15 protein-coding genes are annotated in these 15,572 nt (G+C 64.8%); 3 read left to right on the top strand and 12 right to left on the bottom strand.

Translation table 11 applies throughout. The annotated features are described in order from the left end of the window. Positions 1-75: 75 nt before the first annotated feature. Genes RBB16_RS00485 through RBB16_RS00465 form a run of 5 tightly spaced genes read right to left on the bottom strand, consistent with a single transcriptional unit; the run spans position 76 to position 6,447 of the window. The gene (locus tag RBB16_RS00485) at positions 76-2,160 is read right to left on the bottom strand and encodes an NAD-dependent epimerase/dehydratase family protein (protein ID WP_371931196.1); all 2,085 of its coding nucleotides are present in this window, start codon (positions 2,158-2,160) and stop codon (positions 76-78) included. Between the two features lie 6 nt (positions 2,161-2,166). Further along, positions 2,167-3,138 (bottom strand): glycosyltransferase family 2 protein, encoded by a 972-nt coding sequence (locus tag RBB16_RS00480; protein ID WP_306044240.1) that lies wholly within the window; start codon positions 3,136-3,138, stop codon positions 2,167-2,169. Next, positions 3,135-4,367: a glycosyltransferase family 4 protein gene (locus tag RBB16_RS00475; protein ID WP_306044239.1), complete on the bottom strand. Its 1,233-nt coding sequence runs from the start codon at positions 4,365-4,367 to the stop codon at positions 3,135-3,137. The genes RBB16_RS00480 and RBB16_RS00475 overlap by 4 nt, the downstream gene beginning before the upstream one ends. Next, a complete protein-coding gene (locus RBB16_RS00470; protein WP_306044238.1) occupies positions 4,364-5,311 on the bottom strand; it encodes an NAD(P)-dependent oxidoreductase in 948 nt (315 codons plus the stop codon). Before RBB16_RS00470 ends, RBB16_RS00475 begins: the two co-directional genes overlap by 4 nt. Further along, positions 5,299-6,447, bottom strand: coding sequence for a Gfo/Idh/MocA family oxidoreductase (locus RBB16_RS00465; protein WP_306044237.1), 1,149 nt, complete (start codon positions 6,445-6,447; stop codon positions 5,299-5,301). The genes RBB16_RS00470 and RBB16_RS00465 overlap by 13 nt, the downstream gene beginning before the upstream one ends. Positions 6,448-6,573: 126 nt before the next feature. Here RBB16_RS00465 and RBB16_RS00460 point away from each other — a divergent pair, with 126 nt between their 5' ends. After that, on the top strand, positions 6,574-7,320 hold the full coding sequence (locus RBB16_RS00460; RefSeq protein WP_306044236.1) for a WecB/TagA/CpsF family glycosyltransferase: 747 nt from the start codon (positions 6,574-6,576) through the stop codon (positions 7,318-7,320). On the opposite strand, the gene RBB16_RS00455 is transcribed toward RBB16_RS00460, so the two are convergent. From RBB16_RS00455 to RBB16_RS00435, 5 genes are all read right to left on the bottom strand, one after another. After that, positions 7,317-8,078 (bottom strand): SDR family NAD(P)-dependent oxidoreductase, encoded by a 762-nt coding sequence (locus tag RBB16_RS00455; RefSeq protein WP_306044235.1) that lies wholly within the window; start codon positions 8,076-8,078, stop codon positions 7,317-7,319. The genes RBB16_RS00460 and RBB16_RS00455 overlap by 4 nt on opposite strands. Then, complete coding sequence (locus RBB16_RS00450) at positions 8,075-9,649, bottom strand: GMC oxidoreductase (RefSeq protein WP_306044234.1); 1,575 nt, start codon at positions 9,647-9,649, stop codon at positions 8,075-8,077. The genes RBB16_RS00455 and RBB16_RS00450 overlap by 4 nt, the downstream gene beginning before the upstream one ends. A 71-nt stretch (positions 9,650-9,720) precedes the next feature. Further along, positions 9,721-10,647: a site-specific tyrosine recombinase XerD gene (locus tag RBB16_RS00445; protein WP_306044233.1), complete on the bottom strand. Its 927-nt coding sequence runs from the start codon at positions 10,645-10,647 to the stop codon at positions 9,721-9,723. After that, entirely contained in the window at positions 10,644-12,149 is a 1,506-nt protein-coding gene (locus tag RBB16_RS00440) for a hypothetical protein (protein WP_306044232.1), read from the bottom strand. Before RBB16_RS00440 ends, RBB16_RS00445 begins: the two co-directional genes overlap by 4 nt. Next, on the bottom strand, positions 12,139-12,276 hold the full coding sequence (locus RBB16_RS00435; RefSeq protein WP_158514318.1) for a hypothetical protein: 138 nt from the start codon (positions 12,274-12,276) through the stop codon (positions 12,139-12,141). Before RBB16_RS00435 ends, RBB16_RS00440 begins: the two co-directional genes overlap by 11 nt. A gap of 103 nt (positions 12,277-12,379) precedes the next feature. Here RBB16_RS00435 and RBB16_RS00430 point away from each other — a divergent pair, with 103 nt between their 5' ends. Continuing rightward, positions 12,380-12,946 carry a shikimate kinase gene (locus RBB16_RS00430; RefSeq protein WP_306044317.1) on the top strand — a complete coding sequence of 189 codons (567 nt, stop codon included), beginning with the start codon at positions 12,380-12,382 and terminating at the stop codon, positions 12,944-12,946. Continuing rightward, on the top strand, positions 12,943-14,061 hold the full coding sequence (gene aroB / locus RBB16_RS00425; protein WP_306044231.1) for a 3-dehydroquinate synthase: 1,119 nt from the start codon (positions 12,943-12,945) through the stop codon (positions 14,059-14,061). Before RBB16_RS00430 ends, aroB begins: the two co-directional genes overlap by 4 nt. Positions 14,062-14,147: 86 nt before the next feature. Here aroB and gpt read toward each other — a convergent pair whose 3' ends face one another. Then, complete coding sequence (gene gpt / locus RBB16_RS00420) at positions 14,148-14,657, bottom strand: xanthine phosphoribosyltransferase (protein WP_071689964.1); 510 nt, start codon at positions 14,655-14,657, stop codon at positions 14,148-14,150. Positions 14,658-14,660: 3 nt separating this feature from the next. Continuing rightward, positions 14,661-15,473, bottom strand: coding sequence for an enoyl-ACP reductase FabI (fabI, locus tag RBB16_RS00415; protein WP_071689963.1), 813 nt, complete (start codon positions 15,471-15,473; stop codon positions 14,661-14,663). Positions 15,474-15,572 lie beyond the last annotated feature (99 nt).

The raw sequence follows: 15,572 nt of genomic DNA, 5'->3' as shown, positions 1-15,572 counted from the left end.
TTCTTGGCCGGTGTCCCGGCGCTTATCTTTATATAGGGCAAGTTTGGCACAATTAAGCCCCCGGGCAGGCCCAGGTCAGACACCGAACAGTGCCTTTGCATCGAGGGCACGGGTCAGGAATGCCTCCCGATCCGCTTCCGGCTGCCAGCCCAGAACCCGCTTGGGCAGGCTGTTGTCGAACCGCGCCAGATGCGCCCGCGACTTCCAGTCGGCCAGCGACGGACGCACCGCATTGCGGCGGCCAAGCGCATAGCGTTTCAGCGCGTATTTCACCCCGTCTGCCATCCACATGACGGTCAGGTTGCCGGAACTGACCCGCATCCGCGCGCCGAGCCGGTCATGGATGGCGTCGAAATAGTCGCGGCCTGTCAGCAGATGCTCCCCCGTCAGGTTGAAGCTGCGGCCGATCGCGCCGTCCCGCTCCATCATCGCGATCAGCCCGTCCGACAGGTCATCGGCCAGCACGAAGGGCAGGATATTGCGCCCGTTGCCCCAAAGCTTGACCGCGCCCGCCCCATGCCAGCGCCCGATGCCCCAATGCTGCAAGGGTCCGTCACCGCCCACCACGATACCGGGCCGCGCGATGACCAGTGGCAGCCCGTCCTGCCGGTGCATCCGCATCAGCCGCCGCTCGCATTCCGCCTTGGACCGTGCATAGAGGTTCCGAGCCTCGATATCGCCAAAGCCCGTGGCCTCGGTGATCATCCCGTCGGGGTCGGACATGTCGTAGGACGCAATCGTGCCGGTATAAATCAGCCGCGACACGCCTGCCTGTAATGCCGCTTCCCCGATCCGCACGGCGGTGCCCACATCATTTTTCAGCGCGTCCTCCCATGTGTCGTCCATGGATTTCGCAAGGTTGTAGACGGTATGGATGCCCTCCATCGCCGCTGTGATCGCGGGTTTGTCGGTCAATGAGACGGGGCAGGTTTCCACGTGGTCGGCGATATCCGCAAACGGTCCATGCGCCCCGCGCGACAGGACCCGCACGTCATGACCCTGCGCCACCAATGCCCGCGTCAGGTTGCGCCCGATATAGCCGGTGCCGCCGATGACCATGACGCCGGGGCGCGGGGTGCCGGTGACGATAGCGGGGGCAGGCTGTGCCGGGATCAGGGACAGCGTGTCGTCGATGGCCTGCATGACGGTGACGGCGGCCTCTGGCGAAAAGCGTTGATCGGGGCTGCCATAGACGGCGCGGTTCATGCCCTGAAAGCTCTGCCCATAAGGGCTGCGGCGGTTGAGAGAACCCGTCTGGATCGCGGCATTGCGCAGCCCCTCGCGCAAATGCTCCTTGGCGGCGCCCATCTGTTTCAGCAGGGGGTTCACCACCAGATCGGCGGTGTTGTCACGGGTCGTGACAAGGGTATCGGCGGCATAGTCGAGCCGCGCCATGCCCGAGGAACCGCGCAAGGTCACCGACCGGTCATCAATGGTTTCGACCATGGAGAGCGCCAACGTCACATCCACATCGCCCGCGCGCGCCAGAATGCGCCAGCTCTGGTCGCGGGTGTCGCCGCCGGGCAGGGTCGCGGGCTGGCCGGTGACGGCTGCGAGGATCTCCAGTGGGCCAAAAAGATCGACCGCCAAGGAAAACGGATGCGGCCCAAGCTCCAGCAGCAGGTTCTTCGGCTCGCGCAGCAGCCACAACCCGTAGGGGCCAGACCGCAGGGGGGCAAGTGGCAGACACCAGTTGATCCGCGCCTCGGCAATGCGGCCAAGCGCGCCATCGGTGACCATCGCTTTCATCTTCTCATAGCGCGGCAGGCCAAGGAAGTTGTGACCGGGAGAAAACCGCTTGCCGGTGCGCGCGGCTGTTTCGGCAATCGAACGGGTTTCAGCGACAGAGAGCGCAACCGGTTTCTCCACCAGCACATCCAGGCCACCCTCCAGGCATTCCACCGCCAGATCATGGTGCAAATTGGGGGGCGTCAGGATATGCACCGCATCGCAGGCCCGTGCGGCAATAAGCTCGGCAACCGAGGTAAAGACCTGCGCGCCATGGGTGGCGGCCAACCCTTCTGCCGCGCCCCGGCTTCTGTCACAGATGGCCGTGATCTGAACGCCCGGTGTCGCCTTTAGCGCGTCAGCATGCCAGCTTGCGATATAGCCCGCGCCAATGAGGCCAATTCGAATGGGGATAGATGCACTCACGTTCATAAGCCTTTATTTATATTCGATGATCCGCATGGACCGCCCACGGAGCCGGCGCAGAGCAAAGGTGGCCATTCCGATGAGGTTTGGGATTTTCGACAGGGTCAGGAACCCGGCAAACCGCCAGGCCACGCCGGGCGCGATCCCGTCCCGCAGCAGCCCCCTTAGGGCACTGGCATAAGATCCCGCGTAAAGTGCCAGAACCCCTGCCACGACCCAGAGATTGGTGACCAGACCGGCCAGCGCCACGGCGGGCAGCATCAGGCCGAACACATAGACCCGCGCGCGTTCCCGGCTCAGATGCGATCCGTGCAGCGCGCCGAGCTGCGCAAAGCCATGGCCGTTCCTGACCGAGCGTTTCCACCATTGCGAAAACCGGTGCATATCGGCGTCATGGGCGGTCATGTTGCGGGGAATGCGCATGAGCCGATACCCCGCCATGCGCACCCGCAGGCAGAACTCGTCATCCTCTGCCGCGATGACATCCGGGTTGAAGCCGCCCGCCGCCTCGAACGCCTCTGATCGAACCAGCATATCGCCCCCACAGGCCACGATGGGACCGGCAGGGCGATACCATTCATGATCGCACATGGCATTGTAGATGCTGGCGTCGGGGTGGATTTCGCGCCGCCAGCCGGTGACGATACCAAGCCCGGAATCGGCCCGCATGACGGAGAGCGCGATCGACAGCCAGTCGCGCATCAGGGCGCAATCCCCGTCGATGAATTGCAGAAACTCCGGCAGGCCTTCGTCGCGCAGTGCATCGACGCCTGCATTGCGGGCGCGGGCGGCGGTGAAGGGGATGGTCATGTCCAGTTCCACCACCTGAACGCCTTTCGACTGCGCATAAGACACGCTGGCATCGGTGGACCCGCTGTCGACATAGACGATCCGGTCCACCAGTCCCGAAACGCTGTCAAGCGCACGTTTCAGCCGCTCGCCCTCGTTGCGGCCAATGAGGATGATTGCGATGGCTGAATTCATGGAGTCACCTCCGGCCGTTTCTCGGGGGGCAGGTCGGGGCCAGAGCGGAACAGGCGGGCGAGGCGGGCAGCCTCGGTTCGGGCGGTGAAATGGGCCTCGACCTTGGCCCGGCCTGCGCTGCCCATGGCCTCGCGGGTTTCGGGGGCGTTCATCAGGGAAAGGATCGCGCGGGACAATGCGCCGGCATCCCCCGGTGCAACCAGACACCCGGTTTTCCCATCCTCGACAAGCTCCGAGACCCCGCCGACCGCCGTGGCAATGGCGGGTATCCGGGCGGCCATGGCCTCCATCAGCACCACCGGTACGCCCTCGGCGAAACTGGGCAGCACCAGCGCGTCATGGCTGGCCAGCAGGTCCGCGACCTCGGATTGGGATTTGTAGCCCGCGAAGGTGACAGCCCCGGCAAGATTCATCGTGGCAGCCTGCGCTTCCAAGGCGGCACGGTCCGGCCCGTCGCCCACGAGCGTCAGCGTCAGGTCAGGCCGAACCTCTCGCGCCTTGGCCAAGGCCTCCAGCAGCACCGGCACGCCCTTGACCGCTGCAAGCCGTCCGACGAAGAGCAACCTCTTTCCTTGCCGCTCACCCGGCGCGTAACGCTCCGGCTCCACCCCGCAATGGATGATCTTGAGCTTGCCCCAATGATCCTGGGCCGAAAAGAACATCGCCTGCGACCGGCAAAACTCGCTGATGCAGGCCACGAACCGGGCGCGGGCGATCTTTTCATCCAGCCGCCAATGCTCAGGCGCAAAGAAGATATCCGGCCCGTGCAGGGTGAAGCTGTAGGGAATGCCCGAAAGCTCTGAAGCCAGCATCGCCACGGTACAGCTCGATTTGGCGATATGGTTGTGCAGGTGCTGAACACCGTTCCGGCGCAGATGATGGGCCAGAACCACGGCCTCGGTGAAATAGATCAGGTTGTAAAGGCGGCCCTTGATCCCCTTGGGGGCCGTCCGCCAGGCCAGCGCCAACGCCCGAAGGTAACGCCCGAACCGGGGCAGCATGGCCAGTTCGGCGCGAGCCATGGTCAGAGGGTTCGCCACGCCGGGCAGAACGTGGAAGGTACGCGCGGCCTCCTGCCGCTGTTCGTCGCCCACCAGATGCTCGTCGCTCGTGCGGCGGATGGAACAGGTCAGAACCTCAAGCCCCTCGGCCCGCAATGCCGCGACTTCGCGCTGAATGAAGGTGTCGGTGGCGCGGGGGTATTCGCCGGTCAGGTACGCGATCTTCATGGGCCCACCCCCGCGATCAGATTGGCGGCCATCAGCGCCTCGAACTCGTGCTGCGGGGCGAGGCCAAGTGCCTCGACGGCACGACGCCCGTCCCAGCCCAAGGGCATCATGCGGGCGCGCAGGGTCGGACGGCGCAGCAGGCCGGGGCGGTTGGGGTTCTCCCCTGCGATCCGATCCAGCAGTCGCCAGTGAACCGGCAGAATTATGCGCGGCCAGCCCGAGACCGACAGCGCGTTCAGGAACCGCACCCGGTCGGGCAGGTCATCATCCAGCACATTCACGGTGCAGGGAGGGGCCGTTACGGCGGATACGAGGGCCTCTCCCGCCCGATCGATCTCGCAAAGCGGCACTTGCCCGTCGCGTCCGATGCGGATCAGCACCGCGCCTTTGGCGGGTCCGAAATGCGCGGACCAGAGCCGCCCCGGCCCCCAGATCGCCCCGAGCCGCAGAATGGACAGCGAAATCCCGGCTGCATCGGCCTCGGCCCGCATGACCTGTTCTTGCGCAAGCTTTGCGCGCATATAGACGTCGCGCAGGTCGGGGCGCGGCTCCAGCGGGCTGTCTTCGGTGATGACATCGCCCGGATCGCCCGCGCCATAGACCGAAACGGACCCGGCCAGCACCACCCGCGGCACCGCGGCCTTGACCGCCGCACGCATCAGGGCGGCGCTGTCCTCCACTACGTGTTTGCGGAATTCGTCCTCGGTGCCCGTCATCCGGCCCGCCACATGGATCACCGCCGCGCAGCCGCTCAGCAGCCCCGGCATATCCGGGCCATCCAGCGGGCCTTCGAGTGGGAAAACCTCGGGCACGTCCGGCCAGTTGCCCCGGTGTCCGTAGCGCGAATGCAGAACCACCTCGTACCCTTTGCGCATCGCATAATCCGCAACGGCCCGGCCCACATAGCTGCCGGTCCCAGAGATGAAGACCCTCAGCGCGCCCATGGCATCGGCTCCATTTGTTCGCAGCGGGTGGTCATCCGGTGCACGCCCTCGGTCTGACAGGCCAGTGTCACTTCGGTCAGGTGCAGGGCGTAGTCTCCGGCAATGCGCGAGGGGCGTCCAGCAGAAATCGCCTCCAGCATCTCCACCGGACCAAGCGCGAAATTCATTGCGGCGGCCCCTTCACGGGTGACTTTCGGATGGGTCGGGCCGCGCAGACGCAGGCGTTTCGCGACCGGGCTTTCCATCAGCCGCCGCCGAATGCGCAGCCGTTTGCGGAAGCGCACCGGCGCGGCATTGTCCCAGGCCTGATCCAGCTCCAGCACGCCCTTGTCACCCACGACACGCAGGCGGTGGTCATGGGGGGCGGTGATGGAACAGGTCAGCCGGGCCACCGGGCCTTGCGCGAAATGCAGGGTGGCAACGGAGAAATCCGGGGCGCAGCCGGTGACGCCGCGCTTATCGGGAAGGATGTCGGCAGTGGCGGTCACGACCTTATCCACCGTCCCGAAACAGGCAATCAGCCAGCTGAGGTAATAGCCCGCATGTTCCAGCGTGCAGCCGGTGCGGAATTCGTCGGCAAAGGGCCAGGGCGCGCCGGAGGCGCTGACCCAACCTTCCACGGGCGCCTGCGGGATGAACCCGTCGTCAAGCTCCGCATAGATCAGCCGGGGCGTTCCCGCGATGCCGTCGCGCAGGGCCTTTGCCAGTGTCTGAGCCGCTTCCCCCAGAACCGAGGACGGCGCGCTGCCCAGTTGCAGGCCCTTGTCGCGGGCCAGCCCATGCAGCGCCGTCGCGTCGTCCATTGACAGCACCAGGGGCTTTTCGCTGAACACATGATGCCCGGCGCTTAGGCAAGCGCGGGTGATATCGGCGTGCGAGCACGGATTGGTGAGGTTCAGGATCAGGTCTGGCGTGGTGTCGAAAGTCGCGTCCAGTGTGTCGCAGGCGGGCAGGGACCAATGCGCGCAGAATGCCGTCAATCGCGCCGGATCTCGGTCATGCACGGCCACGATCTGCACCTCCGGGTGCTTGGCGAAGGAGCGCATATAGAGATCGGCCACAAAGCCGCAGCCCACAAGGGCCACGCGATGCGTGCCCTGCGGCGCGGTGCCGTTGGCCGGTCGGGTCTGGGTCATGTGCCTGCTCTTCTTCTTGTCTTGACGTCGCTTTGACCCCAAAAGCATGGCAACAGTTTGTCCTGCCGGGTGCTCTTTTGTGCAAGCGGCGATTGGGGCAATGTGGCGCAAAGGCAGAGGGCAGCGATGAAATTCCGCGCGGGTGATCACGATGTGACCGTCACTATCGACGGCTGGCCCGCGCTGGAGCGTGAATTGCGCACCCGGTTTGCGGCCGGTGAGGGCTTTGCCCTGGCGACGCTGAACCTGGATCACCTGACCAAGCTGCGCATCGTGGGGCCGTTTCGCGCCGCCTATGACGCGCAGGATCTGGTCACCGCCGATGGCAATCCGATCGTCTGGTGTTCGCGGCTGGCGGGGCAGCCGGTGGAACTGTTGCCGGGGTCGGACATGATCCTGCCGATCTGCCGGATCGCCGCCGAGCTGGATATGCCGCTCGGTCTGGTGGGCAGCACGGACGAGAGCCTCGCCGGGGCGGCAGAGGCGTTGGAGGCGCAGGTGCCGGGGCTGCGGGTCGTGGCAAAGGTGGCCCCGCCGATGGGGTTCGATCCTGCGGGCCCGGCGGCGGATGAGATCTTGCAGGGGTTGAGCGAGGCGGGCGTTCGCATGTGTTTTCTGGCCCTCGGGGCCCCCAAGCAGGAAATCCTCGCGGCCCGAGGCCGTCAGATCGCGCCGGAGATCGGCTTTGCCTCCATCGGGGCGGGGCTGGATTTTCTGTCGGGCCAGCAGACCCGCGCGCCTGTCTGGGTGCGGCGGCTGGCGCTGGAATGGCTTTGGCGATTGCTTGGCAGCCCGCGCCGGATGGCCGCGCGCTACGGCGCGGCGTTCCGCGACCTGCCGGGGCACCTGTGGCGGTCCTGGCGGATGCGTTAACCCAAACGGCGCGCGGCAACGCGGGGTTTCATCAGAACCCGGTCGGCGATGCGGCGTTTCAGGGATCGCGGCGGCGGGATTTCGCGGTCCATCTCCCATGTGGTGCCGGTCAGGCTGGGATCATGCCAAAGCGCAAGTTGTGCCCCCCATTTCGCCGCCTGCTCCGGTGCCAGCCCGTCGGGGATGCCCATTTTCGTGGCCAGCATGCCCGGCATCCAGTCATTGACCACGATCCCCGGAAAACGGTCGCCGATATCGGCGATCAGCGCCCGCGTGAAGATGCGTGCCGCGCCCTTGGACACCGAATAGGCAGAGGAGGCAGGCAGCGGCGCGATATCGGCAAAGGTCGCCACGTTCATTATGCGGCCAAAGCCGGTGTCCAGCATGTCATCCAGCGCGGCGCGGGTGCAGGCGACGGTACCGCCCAGATTGGTGGCAACAACCTCCATGAAGCTCTCGGCGGTTTCCTCGGTGAAGTCCCGGCGCGGGTATTGGGCCGCGTTGTTGATCAAGAGCGTTATGGACCCATGTATTCTTGCTTTTTCAAATGTCTGCGAGGTGGAGTTGAAGCAGGAAACATCCGCTTCGATGCCGTGAAACCTGCCCTCGGAGGACAGTTGCGCGGTGCCCTCCAACGCGGTCGTGTCGCGGCCCAGGCCAACCACTGTCATGCTGTGCGAAAGCTCCACCGCCAGCGCCCGGCCAAGTCCGCCGCCAGCCCCTGTCACTACCGCAATGCCTTGGGTCAGATCGGTCATTTGCTGTCCTTTATCCTGTCGGCCACGCGCAGCGCATTCGCAGCGATGGTCAGGCTTGGGTTGACACCCATGGAGGTCGGGAAGACCGAAGCGTCGGTAACCCAGAGATTGGGCACATCATGGAGGCGGCATTCGGCGTTTACCACCGATTCACCTACATCAACACCCATCCGCAACGTCCCGCAGGGATGGCCAAAATTCGGTTCCGGCTCATGGGTCAGAAAGGCGGTGCGGGTGCCTTTGAAGGAGCTTCGGATCAGCCGCCGGAACAGCTTGCGCCGCGCCAGAAGTTCCTCCGACACGCGATATTCCAGCGTGATCCGGCCGGGATTGCCCGCATCCAGAACCACACGATTTTCGGTATAGGGCAGATCCTCCAGCAGGCCGACGAAGACCTTGGCGGTGCCCATCACCTTGGCCCCGATCGCCGCTGGAATGCGTGTCAGGTCCAGCGCGCCGGGCATATGCCGCAGCCATGATCGGGCAACGCGCCCGCGCAGATGATGCACGATCTCGCCATATCCCACGTCGATGCCCATGGCCTGCACCATGCCAAGCCGCTGGCCCTTGGCAAAATAGTGATCGCGGAAGCCCACGGACTTGGATGGCCCTGCGAAACCCGCGGATTTGCCGGGCCAGAGCGCGAAGATTTCATTCAGGTGGAACATCAAATTGCAGCCGACCAGACCAGCGGCGTTGCCGATTCCGTCAGGGTCCCGCTCCGAGCGTGACGCAAGCAGAAGGCGCGGCGATGACAGGGCCCCCGCAGCCAGCACGACATGGCGGGCATTGAGCGATTCAATCTGTCCATCAAGGCACGCTTCGACGCTTACCGAATTGTCGGCGTTTCGAACCAACCGTGTCGCCTCACACCCCGCCAGCAGCGCGGCATGTCCTGTTTCCAATGCCGGTTCCAGCCCGGCGGAGCGCCCATCCATCTTGCAGGCGCGAGGGCATTTGTGGCCAAGGCAGTCACGGCAGCCGTCCAGCCGCTTGACCGCCGTGTGCAACCGGTACGGGTGCAGGCCATTGCCGCGCAGCCGGTCCATGATCATCGCATCGCCGGGGGTGCTTGGGTGGGGTGCGGCAACGGCGGGGCTTGGCACAGAGGATAGCGGGTCAGGCTCCCCATGAATGTGGAACATGGTCTGGGCGGCGTCGAACCATGGCCGCATGGCGGCGAATCCCAAGGGCCAGCCGCCGGTGGGGTGAGGACGGTCTGGAAGGTCGTCCAGATCATGCGGTTCGGGGCGTTCCAGCGTCGCGGCATAGAAGACCGAGGAACCACCGGGGCCTGCGCCAATAGGGGCGAAAAGTTCTTGCGGGCGCCCGTCCAGATTGACCGATATCGGATCGGGCCAAAAGCCACGGATCGCGCGGGCGACCGGATCTGGCATATCCAGGTTGAGTGCGGTTTCTTCCGTTCGGAAACCGGCGCGGCCCTTCTCCAGAAACAGCACCTTCATTCCGGCCTCTGCCAGCGCGCGGCCTGCCACGCCGCCGCCAACGCCCGTGCCGATCACGATCGCGTCCCAGTGGGTGTCCCGGATATCGGAAAGCTGTGCCTGCATCTGTGCTCTTTGCCTTTTGCAGCGGGTCTAGCGGCAAAATGGGGCCAGTTCGGGGCGAAACCCGTGGGAAATCAGGATTTTGCCAAGGGGTGTTTTTCCAGCACCAGCGCCTTCAGCCGTTCGTCCAGCACATGGGTGTAGATCTCGGTCGTGGCGATATCGGCATGGCCCAGAAGCGTCTGGATGGCCCGCAGATCGGCCCCGTTCTGCAACAGGTGGGTTGCGAAGGCATGGCGCAGGGTGTGGGGCGTGACAGAATCGGGGGAGACCCCGCCCGCAACCGCCAACTCCTTGATAAGCGTAAAGAACCTGACGCGCGTCAGGTGTCCGGCCTTGCCACGTGAGGGAAAGAGAAAGCGGGAGGGTGCGGTACCCTTTTCGATCCGCGCCATGTCCTCGGCCTCATCGCGATGGACCAGCCACGCGGCCAGCGCCTCTCTCGCCGGGGGTGACAGCGGCACCATCCGTTCCTTGCCGCCCTTGCCCCGGATCAGCAACAGCTGCGGATCGCCCCGCGCAGCGGAAACGGGCAGGCCGACCAACTCGCTGACCCTCATGCCGGTGGCGTAAAGCAGTTGCATCAGGCAGGTGTTGCGCAGCCGGTCCCCCGCGCTGCGGCCATGGGTTTCAGCGGCGGATAGCAGGCGGTCCACTTCTTCCATCGTCAGGGTCTTGGGCAGCGCTTTGTCGCGCCCCGGCCCCTTGATCTGAAGCGCCGGGTTGTCCGAGCGCAACCCGTCCTCATAGGCAAACCGATAGAGCTGCTTGACCGACGACAGTCGCCGCGCGCGGGTGGAGCGGGCCAGTCCCTCGGTGTCGAGCGCGATCAGATAGGCCTCCAGATCGGCACGGGTCGCAGTATCAAACCCGATCCCGCGCGCAGCCAGCCAGTCGCAGGCATCCCTGAGGTCACGGCCATAAGCCAGCAGGGTGTTTTCGGCCGCGTTCAGCTCAGCGGCCTGCGCCTCCAGAAACGGGGAAATCCAGGCGGCGGTCATCCCCGACGTTCCAGGATCAGCAATTCCAGCGCCGTGCGCCGTGCCACGGTTTCCAGTCCAAGGGCCCGGAACAGTGACAGGGCGTCTTGCATGTCGTCGAGGTCGCCCGACCCGTCTCCAAGCACCAGCGAGGCACGCAGCATGGCCTCGCCGATCCGGCCCTCAGAATAGAGCCGCGCGTAGCGGTCCGGCATGGCGGTCGTGGAAAAGACAGCTGCGATGGCGCGGGGCAGGCCGCCTGCCGGCGCGGGCGGGGCGGTCTGGCCGCGCGCCACGGCAAAGAGGAACCGTTCCTCGGAAGACTGCGGTACGGCAAGCTGCGCGACGGATTCATATTCGCCCGACAATAGCGCCACCCGGCGCGCCAACATGGCGCTGTCACCGGTCAGCGGCAGGCGTAGAAGCCTTTGGGCATACAGCTCGGCAAAGGGCACTTCCAGATGTGCCTCCTGCATGGCGGCCCAGGCATCGGGCAGCGTCTCGGCCACCAAGGCGGGATCTTGCGCCAGAAGGGCCACGTCAAACTCCTGCAAGGCGTCGATCCGGTCCCAGACCCCGCCAGAGGCAGAAGGCACGCGGCTGGTGGCGATCAGCTGCCATTGATCGGGGGTGATCGCCCCGGCCCGGGCCAGCCGTTCAGCGGCGTCAAGCTGCGCCCGCCAGCCGGCCACGTCGGCCATGTCCGCATGGGCAAAGGGCAGGGGGAGTTGACCGGCACCGGGGCGTTCGCCGATGGCCACCCGCATCACGTAATGCAGGGGCGAGGGTGAGAGATCGAGCGGCAGGGGCGGTTCGCCTTCGAAAAGCTCCGGGTCGAGGAAGCGGGCAATCAATTCGCCCTCGACCTCGTCGATGAAGCCGAGGGCCTCGCCGGTGCCAAGGGTCAGCGCCGCTGCGGACCAGTCGCCATTGCGGGCAAGGCAGAAAATGCGCGCCGGGAAGGACGGCGCGATATCGGGGTTGGCGCGCATGGTGGCGCAGGCGCGATCAGGCTGGTCGGTCAGCAGGGTCACGTCGAACCAGCGGCGGAAAACCTGCGGCGCGCTTGGGCCCGCGCGCTCCATCATGGCGCGGGCGGCGTCGATGGCACCCCGTGACAGGAGCATATCGAGACGGGCGAGAAACAGCTCTGCCTCGGCCGTGCTGTCGGGGGGCGGGTTCAGCTCGGCCAGGGCCAGCATGGTGGTAAAGCGCTGGATCGAGGGCAGCGCCAGATCGGTCTGCGCGCGAAAGAGGTTGGCCAATGTCGCGGACTCGGACCCGGCCCAGAGGTCGGCTGGCAACCCGGTCTGATTCGGAGACAGCAGCCCGACCGCATCGAGGTTGACCGCGCCAATCGGCATGACCGTGATTTCCGCCGGTGTGGCGGATGTGGCGATGTTGCCATGCGGGCTGAGCAGGGTTTCCGACAGCCATTCCGGCGGGGCGGTTTGCTCCACCGCCTCCTGTGCGGCGGCCGGGCCTGCCAGTGCCGCCGCGATCAGCGCCGCCCTAGTCCACATCCAGATCCACCGGCCGCGTGATCTCGCGCGTCTGAGGCTGCATCAAGCCGGAATAGGCATAGCCCACGAGCCCGATCACCCCGAGCAGCGCGAGAAAAAAGAAAACCTTGAAAATGCGCCCAATCATGAGACCCCAGCCTGCCGGTATTTTCGGCGTTTGCCGCCGCTATCTTTTCATTATAAGCCACTTGCGAGGGAATTTCGCCAGTAGGGGGACGATTTTTTTGAAGATGGGCGAAACCACGCCAGATAATCAGGCGAAACTGACCCGGACGGTGGTGTTGGTGGGCATGATGGGGGCCGGAAAGACCGCCATCGGAAAGGCTTTGTCGGCGCATTTGGGGGTTCCCTTCGAGGATTCGGATGCCGAGATCGAGGCGGCGTCCAAGCTGACGATCGCCGAGATTTTCGACCGCTACGGCGAACCGTTCTTCCGCGACAAGGAAAGCCAGGTGATCGCGCGGCTGCTGGACGGGCCGCCTTGCGTGCTGTCGACAGGCGGCGGCGCTTGGCTGTCGCCCAACAATCGCGCCTATATGGCCGAAAGGGCCGCCGTGATTTGGTTGAAGGCGGATCTCGACCTGCTGTGGACCCGCGTGAAACACAAAAGCACCCGGCCCCTGCTGCGCACCGCGAACCCCCGTGCGACATTGGCCCAGTTGCTGGAGGCCCGCACCCCGGCCTATGAACAGGCCGAATTCACCGTCGCGACGCGACCGGACTGGTCCATCGACCAGACAACCGCTTCGGTTCTGAAAACGCTGACAGAGGCGGGCATTGTGGAGACCCTGATATGACCCTTGCCACCGTTCACGTGCCGCTTGGCGAGAGGGCCTATGATGTCCGCATCGGGCCGGGCCTGCTGGCCCGCGCGGGGGCCGAGATTGCGCCATTGCTGAACCGCCCGCGTGTGTTCGTAGTGACCGAGGAGCGCGTGGCGGGCCTGCATCTGGAGGCTTTGCGCGCAGGGTTGTCCGCTGAGGGTATCGGGATGGAGGCGCTGGTGCTGCCCCCCGGAGAGGCCACCAAGGGCTGGCCGGAATTTACCCGCACGGTAGAATGGCTGCTGGCAGAGCGGGTCGAACGCAAGGATATCGTGGTGGCCTTTGGCGGCGGCGTGATCGGCGATCTTGCAGGCTTTGCGGCTGCGGTGCTGCGGCGCGGGGTGCGCTTCGTGCAGATCCCGACGAGCCTGCTGGCGCAGGTGGACAGTTCCGTGGGCGGCAAGACCGGGATCAACTCGGTCGTTGGCAAGAACCTGATCGGGGCGTTCCATCAACCCTCGCTGGTGCTGGCCGATATCTCGGTTCTGGGCACGCTGACGCCACGCGATTTCCTGGCGGGCTATGGTGAGGTTCAGAAATATGGGTTGCTTGGGGATGCCGGGTTTTTCGAGTGGCTTGAGATAAATGGCCCGGCGATGGCGGCGGGCGATGACGATCTGCGGTTGGAGGCGGTGCGTCGCTCGGTGCAGATGAAGGCCGATATTGTAGAGCGCGATGAGACCGAACAGGGGGACCGGGCGCTGCTCAATCTCGGCCACACGTTCTGTCATGCGCTGGAGGCGGCCACCGGCTATTCCGACCGGCTGTTGCACGGGGAAGGCGTGGCGATCGGTTGTGCGCTGGCCTTTGAACTGTCCTACCGGCTTGGTCTGGTCAGCCAGGAAGAGCCGAGCCGTGTGCGGGAGCATCTGGCGGCCATGGGAATGAAAAAGGATCTCGCCGATATTCCCGGCGATCTGCCGGATGCTGGGGCGCTGTTGGACCTGATGGGGCAGGACAAGAAGGTTGTGGATGGGCAACTGCGCTTTATCCTGGCGCGTCGGATTGGGGAGGCTTTCGTAACGGCGGATGTCCCCAGGGATGCGGTGCGCGCATTGCTGTCAGAGGCATTGATGGCACGCGCATAGAAAACCTTTCCGGAAAGGTTTTCAGAAGCCGAAAAATCTTCTGGAAGATTTTTCAGGCTAAGTCGAAGAATTTTCGGGAAAATTCTTCAGTCTGTGCCGCGATAGGGTTCCACGTATTGCAGCGCCATATCCCAGGGGAAGAAAATCCAGGTGTCCTGGCTGACCCCGGTGATGAAGGTATCGACCATCGGCTCACCCTTGGGCTTGGCATAGACCGTCGCAAAATGCGCCTTGGGATACATCGCGCGAACCACTTCCAGCGTCTTGCCGCTATCGACCAGATCGTCGATCACCAGCACGCCCTCGCCATCACCCATCAGTTCCGCATCGGGTTTGCTCAGCACGACCGGTTCGGACTGCGTCTGGTGATTGTAGGATTTGATTGAAATTGTATCGACCGTGCGGATATCCAGCTCTCGCGCAATGATCATCGCGGGGGCCATGCCGCCGCGGGTGATGGCCACCACAGCGCGCCAGGCCCCGTCTTCGCCGGGGCCGCGCTTGTCGAGACGCCAGGCCAGCGCGCGGGAATCGCGGTGGATCTGGTCCCAGGAGATGTGAAAGCCCTTTTCATGGGGCAGCTGTGCGCCGGTCATCGCTCAGCCCTCCTTCTTCTCAAGGGTCATGTCGGGCGCGTCAATCGCCTTCATGCCGACGACATGATAGCCCGCATCCACATGAAGGTTTTCGCCCGTGGTGCCGGATCCGAGATCGGAGAGCAGGTAGAGCGCGGCCTTACCGACTTCTTCCTGCGTTACATTCCGGCGCAAGGGTGAGTTCAACTCGTTCCACTTCATGATATAGCGGAAATCGCCGATGCCGGAGGCTGCCAGCGTCTTGATCGGGCCCGCCGAAATGGCGTTGCAGCGGATGCCGTCCTTGCCCAGATCCTCGGCAATGTACTTCACCGACGCTTCCAGCGCCGCCTTGGCCACGCCCATGACGTTGTAATGCGGCATGACCTGTTCGGCGCCGTAATAGGTCAGCGTCAGTAGCGACCCGCCATCGGGCATGATCGCCGCAGCGCGTCGGCATACCGAGGTGAAGGAATAAACCGAGATATTCATGGTCATGGCGAAATTGCCCGCGCTCGTGTCCACGTAGCGGCCGCGCAGTTCGGATTTGTCGGAAAAGCCGATGGCGTGGACGACGAAATCGAGCTTGCCCCATTTGGCCTCCAGCGCGGCGAAGAGCGCATCCATCGACGCCTCATCCGTCACGTCGCATTCCAGCATCGTGTCGCAGCCGATCTGGGCGGCCAAGGGCGAGACCCGCTTGAGCAACTGTTCCCCCTGATAGGAGAAGGCCAGTTCGGCGCCCTGATCGGCGCAGGCCTTTGCAATGCCCCAAGCGATGGATTTGTCATTGGCGAGCCCCATGATGAGACCCCGCTTGCCCGTCATCAAACCCATGTCAGCTCCCCTTTGGCGGCTCTTTGCGCGTATCGGCAACCCTTTAGGGCATAGTCGCGCCTGCATCAAGACGGCAGGCGCATCGCCTTGCGGCGGATC

Source organism: Nioella sp. MMSF_3534 (assembly GCF_030732985.1).
GTDB lineage: Bacteria > Pseudomonadota > Alphaproteobacteria > Rhodobacterales > Rhodobacteraceae > Nioella.
The sequence above is the reverse complement of the archived record's forward strand: the minus strand, read 5'-3'. Positions and strand labels throughout refer to the sequence as shown.